This window comes from Saccharopolyspora sp. NPDC050389 (assembly GCF_040655595.1).
GTDB lineage: Bacteria > Actinomycetota > Actinomycetes > Mycobacteriales > Pseudonocardiaceae > Saccharopolyspora.
Window position 1 is genome coordinate 1 of record NZ_JBFAKG010000189.1, and the last position, 6,602, is coordinate 6,602.

Genomic DNA, 6,602 nt, shown 5'->3' on the forward strand with positions numbered 1-6,602 from the left:
CCGACGAGAAGATCATCTCGGTGCACGCGAGCCGCGCGGTGCGCGCGCAGCAGACGGCGCAGCCGCTGGCGCAGGCGGCTACGCCGCCAACGCCACGATGACCGATCACCGGATCAAGGCGCTGGCCACCGTGGTCGGCGCGAACTACGGACGGCTCGTGCGCGAAGGCGGCCTCGCCGCGCTCGAAGCGATCGGCCAGCAGCGCACCGCCGAAGCCCGCGGCGCCGAGCCGGTGCTCACGACCTACTGCCCCAACTCTCCTGAAGAGGTCGAGCAGGCCGGCATCACCGACATCGACATCGTCAACGCCGTCGACTACTACCGGACGCCCAGGGCGCAGAGCCCCGGCTCGCCGAACAAGCTGCGCCTGTCCGGCCTCGAAACCGCCTTCGGCTTCGACGCCTTCCACCTGGCGGACAAGCTGCTGACGCAGCCGCTGCAGATCATCGTCGGCAGCGTGCCGGGAGCGTTCGGTTCTTACCGGGACGGATTCGAGCTCTTCGAACGCGCCCGGTCCGAGACGAAGGACATCTTCGTCGTCGAAGGCGCCAGCCACTACGACCTGTACGACCAGCCTGCGGCCGTCGACCAGGCCTTCACCAAGCTCGAACCCTTCTTCAAGGAAAACCTCTAGACGAGCGGCCTGCTCCGCGGCGTCCGGGCCCGTCCGGTAATTGGATGGGCCCGGACGCCGCGAAATGGAACAATCGGGTCATGACCGACTTCGCGCCACCGCAACACATCGCCCGCCGCACCTCCGCCGCAGTCGACGCGGCCGTCGGCGCAGGGCGCGATCTCGGACTCACCGTGACCGATGCGACGGTGCTCCACGACCTGTTCTCCGTCGTCGTCCACCTTGCGCCCGCACCGGTCGTGGCCCGGATTCCCACCGTCCTGCCGCACAACACCGATCTCGATTCCCTGGCACACCGCCAGCAAGCGGAACTGGACGTGACACAGTGGCTCGCGGACCGGGGAACGCCCGTGATCCCGCCCAGCCCTCTCGTGCCACGGGAACCCATTCAGCGTGACGGGTTCTCGATGACGTTCTGGCAGTTCGTCGAGGAGTCCCGGGACGGGGAACCCGACTACGCGGCGAACTCCGAAATCGCCGCCGACCTGCACGACGCGATGCGCGCATACCCGGGCCGGCTGTCGTTCCTGTCCGCGGCCGAACCTCAGTTCGTCGCGGAAAGCCTTGCCCTGCTGGAAAACCGCCCCGACCTCATCGGGCCAGCCGAGCTCGATCGCGCAAGCCGGGAGTGGCAGGTCCTGGAACCGCTCGTCAGCTCGCGCGCGGCGTTCGAAGGGACGTTCCCCGGGGTCGACCTCCAGCCCATCCACGGCGACTCCCCGCCCGCGAACATCTTCGCCGGGGTAGACGGGCACCTCTTCGCCGACTTCGAACTGGTCACGCTGGGCCCCGTCGAGTGGGACCTGGCCGAGCTCGGCCCCGACCTCGAAGCCGCCTACAACCGCGGCGCACAGCGCAACGGCCTGCGGCCGTTGAACGACGAAGTCATGAAGTTCGTGAACGCCGTGGGGATGCTGCGGGTCGTCGCCACCCTCACGCTCGTGCCACAACTGCCCGTGTTGGAGGAGTACCTGAAGCCTGCCGTCGCCCACTGGCAGGCGATGCCGTTCGCAGGCGGCATGACCAACTGACACCGGCGTCTGCTGCGAAAGCCCATGCCGCCACACCGGACCTCGACGATTTGAGGTTTTCGGCTGCGAGGCCTACGGCGTCAGCACGATCCTGCCGAACACCTCGCCGGCGTCCATTTTCTGGTGCGCCAGCACGGCTTTCCCCAACGGCAGCAACTCGTGCACCACCGTGTGCAGCTCGCCGCGACTTGCGGCGGCGAACTGCACGGTCCGCACGGCACGTCGATCGGGTTCGGTCACGGTGTCGGCGCTGAAGGTGGCGAACGACATCGACTTCCGGAACGCAGCCATCAGCTTCGTGCCGAAGTCCGCCGGCGGCTGGCCTCCGACCACACCGACGGCCACCAGGCGACCGTTCGGGTTGAGCTTGTCGAAGAACGAAGGCATGCCCGCACCGGCGACGATGTCGATGATGACGTCGTAGCCCGCGGGAGCGTTCTCGCCTCCCCCGCCGGAGCGGTCCAGCACGTGGGTCGCGCCGAGCTTGCGCAGGCGATCGCCGCGCTCGGCCGACGACGTCGTGACCGCCACCGCGCCGGCGCCACCACGAGCCGCGAGCTGGACCGTCGTGATCCCGATGCTGCCGGCCGCGCCGCGCACCAGCACCGACTCGCCGGGAGCGAAGCGGGCATGGGAAAGGGCGAAATGGGCCACCACTCCGGAGCTTCCGAGCGTCACCGCGTCGACAGCGGACAGGTTCTCGGGAAGGGGGAAGACCTCCCCGACCGGGGCGATCGCTTGCTCGACGTAGCCGCCGCCCGAACCGGTGAACGCCCACACGCGCCGGCCGATCCACGACTTGTCGACGTCGTCGCCGACTGCGGTCACGGTGCCCGCTACCTCGCCGCCGGGGATATGGCCTTCGGCGAAGCCGTAGGCAGCGAGAGCACCGCTGCGGATCACGACGTCGACACCGCCGACGCCGATCGCCTCAACGGCGATCAACACCTGTCCGTCGCCGGGGGTCGGGGTGGGGAGGTCGATGACCGCCAGACCTTCGGGACTTCCGAACGCCTGGATCGCGACTGCCTTCAATGTCATCTCCATGTTCTGGGATCGATCGGAACCGGCCCCGGCACCGCACGATGCGCCGGACGCGAGCGGTCCGTCGCGGATTCGGCGAGGGCGCCCAATGCGGCCCGGCTGCGCTCGTTCGAGGGGCCGAACTCGGGGAAGCGCGAGGCTTCCACGCCTTCGGACACTAACGGACGCCCCCGTCCGTTTAGCTAAAGTGAGAGCGGTGAACGACCGTTTGCCTCACGTCTTGCGCTCCGACGCCCTGGACAACCGCGAGCGCATCCTCGACGCGGCCCGCGCGCTGTTCGCCGCCGAAGGCCTGAACGTGCCGATGCGGAAGATCGCCCGGCGCGCCGGGGTCGGCCCCGCCACCCTGTACCGCCGTTTCCCGACCAAGCAGATTCTGGTCACCGAAGCCTTCGCGGACGAGATGCGCGCGTGCGACGCCATCGTCGACGAGGGGCGCGCCGATCCGGATCCGTGGCGCGGCTTCTGCCTCGTCATCGAGAAGATCTGCGAGCTGCACGCACGCGACCGGGGCTTCACCGAAGCCTTCATGTCGGCCTTCCCCAACGCGATGGATTTCGCCGCAAGCCGCGAACACGCGCTGAACTCGGTCGCCGAACTGGCCCACCGCGCCAAGGACACCGGCCACCTGCGCCCCGACTTCGTCCTAGACGACCTGATCCTCATGCTCCTGGCCAACAGGAGCATCCACGCCACATCGACGACCGCCCAGGTCACAGCTTCCCGCCGCTTCGCCGCGCTCGTGATCCAGGCATTCGCATCCTCCCCGGAGCACGCACCGCTACCGCCGGCGGCACGGCTGGTACCCGCAGCACCGCGCTAGTCGATGTAGCTGCGCACTCGCCCGCACCGCAACGGAAGCCGGCCTTCGAGGCTTCGCCACCGAGCGCCGTCCCCCTGCGAGGTGTCACACCGAGCCCTCGGCGCCCCGGCGCGAGGCGAGCCGCGGCAGGTTCTTCCCGGTGCTGCAGCCGCTCAACATGACGGCGTTCACGGGCTTGGCTGATCACCGCAGATCTCTTGTGCGCAGGCTCACGGTCGCGTTTCAACCGATCTTCGCGGACCGGTTCGCGAGAAGTCGATCTCGGCCCGGACGAGCCGCGGCCCGGTGCCGTTGATCGTTGTCGGGTATCGATTTTCCACGTCCACTACCAGCGCAAACGCCGCCAGCGACGTACCTGGCGCCGGATCTGAAGGCGCTTTGTTCCGGGAACCGCTCGGCCGCATCGGGAGGTTTTCTACCGATCGGCGCCAACCACTACGGAGCGGAGTCGATCACGACAGTATGCCAACCCGATCAGGTGACACGTTGAAAGATCGGTGACCCTTAGTTACGTTTTCGGTAGCTGTACATCACGATCTGGTCACGACGCCTCGACCCGAGAGGCCACCGCACCCCGGCGGTGGTGCCCGGATCTTCCCCGACCCGGAAAGGCGCACGTGCACAAGCCTGGCAATGCGGGCGGCCGTACCCCGAAGGCCGCAGTCCGCGCACTCGTTGACAAGTTCGGCCCGAAGCAGGGCGGTGGCGCCCGAATCGGCAGGGTGTCCGGCAAGGTCCTCCCGGTGGTCGTCGCCGGTGGCGCGATCGTGATGGTCGGCCAGCCGCTGGTGGCGGGCGCAGGCCCGGAGCAGGCACCCGCCCCGCACCCCGTGCAGATTCAGGCCGTCGACAGCGCGGCTCCCCTGGCCCCGGCCGTCGCACCGGCCCCGGAGGCCCCGGCTACCCCTCCGGCACCCGAGGCCCCTGTTGCTCCTCCGGCCCCGGAGGCTCCGGCAGCCGCTCCGGCCCCGGCCGCCCCGGCTCCCGCCGCTCCGGCGGCCGCCCCGCCGCCGGTCACCAAGTCCCTCGACGTCGACTACCAGAAGCAGCAGACCAGCTACTGGTGCGGCCCCACGGCGGCCCGCATCGCGCTGTCCAGCAAGACCGACGCGCTGCCGGACCAGGACGCGATGGCCGCCGAGCTCGGCACCACCGAGAACGGCACGGACACCATCGGCCAGGTCGCCGACGGGCTCAACAAGCAGCTCGCGGGAACCGGCACCCACTACGTCGCCCGGGACTGGAGCGACCGGCCGCTGACCCCGGAGATGACCGACCAGCTGTGGTCGGACACCGTCCGCAACGTCAACGACGGCAAGGCGATGGTGGCCAACATCGTTGCCGCGCCCGGCAACCAGCCGCCCGGCTACCCGTCGAGCCAGACGATCTACCACTACGTGGCGATCGTCGGCTACGACGCGGAGAACAAGACGGTGCACATCTCCGATCCGGCCCGGTTCAGCGGGATCGAGGACTACTGGCTGAGCCTCGACCAGATCGCTTCGCTGATCCAGCCCAAGGGCTACACCGCCTGACGAACAGCACCCTTCACCGAGAACCGATGAAGGCCCGCCGCTCCCCCGGCGGGCCTTCATCATGTGCTGTGCCGGACATTCACCGCGGGTCGCGCGGCGACCGGCTCAGCTGGCAGCAGCCCTCGGCGCGCCGCGATGGACCACTTCAGCGCCTTCCGCAGCTGATGTGCGCCTGCTGCCGGGCTACGGCGAGTCGCCGGTCGCTGCGGCCGCGATCGCAGTGCTCGCCGCGGATGCGGCGGACCGGGCGCGTTCGCTGCTGGCGGATGCGCCCGTGGGCGAGCCGGATCAGTGGACCGACGTGGTGCGGCTCGCCGCCCGGGCCGACCGGGACGACCTGACCGGACGGGCGGGCCGCGCCGCTGCCCGCCCGGTGGACTTCACCCGCGCCGTGCACGCCTGGAAACTGGCCGGGAAGACCGGTCCAGCAGCGCTGGAAGACGCGTGGACGCCGCCCCGCGAAGCATCGGCACGTGCCCGGGTGGAGATCGACGACGCGTGGCGGGACGTCGGCCTCGGCGAACCGCCGGAGGTGCGCGTGTGGCGCAACAGGTGGACGCTCGGGGACCACGGGGTGCAGCTGCGCCTCGGCCAGGATGGTCTTTGGTACCCCTTCAGTGCCGATGGGAAGGGGTGGGCCCTCGCCGGTCCGCCCGTCCAAGACGTCGCCGAAGCGCTTGCGGAACCGCTGGACGGCGGCCGGGACGAGGTCTGATCAGGCGCGTCGGCGAGCACAGCTGCGTGCCGCGCGATTCTGACTGGCCACAGTGGACTGTTGGCGGGTCGGGGCGTGCGAGCTAGACGTCAGCTGGGAATCGTGCGATTGCAGAGTTTCGCCACCAAATGGTCTGCACCAAATCCGCGGCGGTGGCATCGTGGTGGCCGTGGGGCTCCAACCCGCCCGGGGTGCGGAATTCCGGCGGGATTTCGGCACCGGCCGATGTCCCTTTTCATGGGGCTTGCGTGCACACTCGGACCCGCTTGATGTCCGGTGCGGTGGCGGAATTCTTTCTGGTTCTTCACGTTTCGGTGCTCGACCGTGTCTGAAACGTTGTCTCCCGGTCAGTCGCGGCGGTCGGATTTGCATCCGAAAACCTTTCGGCCGCAGGAAAGTCCGTGATTCGACTGCGCGCCATGAAGACGCAGGTCCGGGTGCGCGCGGAGGCTCGTCGTCGAGTCCTCGCGGCACACCGTCGGTGCGGGCGAGCTCGCCGGAAACGGCCCGGTGCAAAAGGTTCCGGACACTACCACCACGTCGGGCGTCGATCGCAGGTGCTTCGCAGGTTGCCCTTTTGGGAAGTGAAGGTTTCGTGGACTCGACTTGGGTCTGCGCGGCTGGTGGAATGCGCCGAACAGCTGGCTCGTGGGCTCTGCCGGGAACCGCTCGCTTGGCGGGCAACCCGCTGCGTTCCGGCGGAGTCCTCAAATCGGAGACGAGGATCAGTGACGCAGATCTTGCATGGCGATGGCGAGCGTAGTGCTCAGGCGCCTGTCGATGCCGGTGATGAGGGGTATAGCAAGGCCCTCAAGGCCAG

6 protein-coding genes are annotated in these 6,602 nt (G+C 69.0%); 5 read left to right on the forward strand and 1 reads right to left on the reverse strand.

Annotated elements, in window-relative coordinates; genetic code table 11:
* Window positions 1-97 precede the first annotated feature (97 nt).
* Together AB0I53_RS48915 and AB0I53_RS48920 are read left to right on the forward strand one after the other, a co-directional pair.
* Window positions 98-634 carry an alpha/beta hydrolase gene (locus tag AB0I53_RS48915; RefSeq protein WP_358617923.1) on the forward strand — a complete coding sequence of 179 codons (537 nt, stop codon included), beginning with the start codon at window positions 98-100 and terminating at the stop codon, window positions 632-634.
* Between the two features lie 80 nt (window positions 635-714).
* Entirely contained in the window at window positions 715-1,665 is a 951-nt protein-coding gene (locus AB0I53_RS48920) for a phosphotransferase (protein ID WP_358617926.1), read from the forward strand.
* A 72-nt stretch (window positions 1,666-1,737) separates the two neighbouring features.
* Here AB0I53_RS48920 and AB0I53_RS48925 read toward each other — a convergent pair whose 3' ends face one another.
* Window positions 1,738-2,700 carry a zinc-dependent alcohol dehydrogenase family protein gene (locus AB0I53_RS48925; RefSeq protein WP_358617935.1) on the reverse strand — a complete coding sequence of 321 codons (963 nt, stop codon included), beginning with the start codon at window positions 2,698-2,700 and terminating at the stop codon, window positions 1,738-1,740.
* Window positions 2,701-2,905: 205 nt separating this feature from the next.
* Between AB0I53_RS48925 and AB0I53_RS48930 the strand changes: the two genes are divergently transcribed.
* From AB0I53_RS48930 to AB0I53_RS48940, 3 genes are all read left to right on the forward strand, one after another.
* A complete protein-coding gene (locus tag AB0I53_RS48930) occupies window positions 2,906-3,532 on the forward strand; it encodes a TetR family transcriptional regulator (protein ID WP_358617929.1) in 627 nt (208 codons plus the stop codon).
* 617 nt (window positions 3,533-4,149) lie between these two features.
* Entirely contained in the window at window positions 4,150-5,067 is a 918-nt protein-coding gene (locus tag AB0I53_RS48935; RefSeq protein ID WP_358617931.1) for a C39 family peptidase, read from the forward strand.
* Between the two features lie 166 nt (window positions 5,068-5,233).
* On the forward strand, window positions 5,234-5,782 hold the full coding sequence (locus AB0I53_RS48940; protein WP_358617933.1) for a hypothetical protein: 549 nt from the start codon (window positions 5,234-5,236) through the stop codon (window positions 5,780-5,782).
* Window positions 5,783-6,602: the final 820 nt, after the last annotated feature.

Excerpts from the sequence above, each read along its gene's own strand:
- AB0I53_RS48915 (WP_358617923.1), top strand. The coding sequence starts at position 98 with ATGACCGATCACCGGATCAAGGCGCTGGCCACCGTGGTCGGCGCGAAC.
- AB0I53_RS48920 (WP_358617926.1), top strand. The coding sequence starts at position 715 with ATGACCGACTTCGCGCCACCGCAACACATCGCCCGCCGCACCTCCGCC.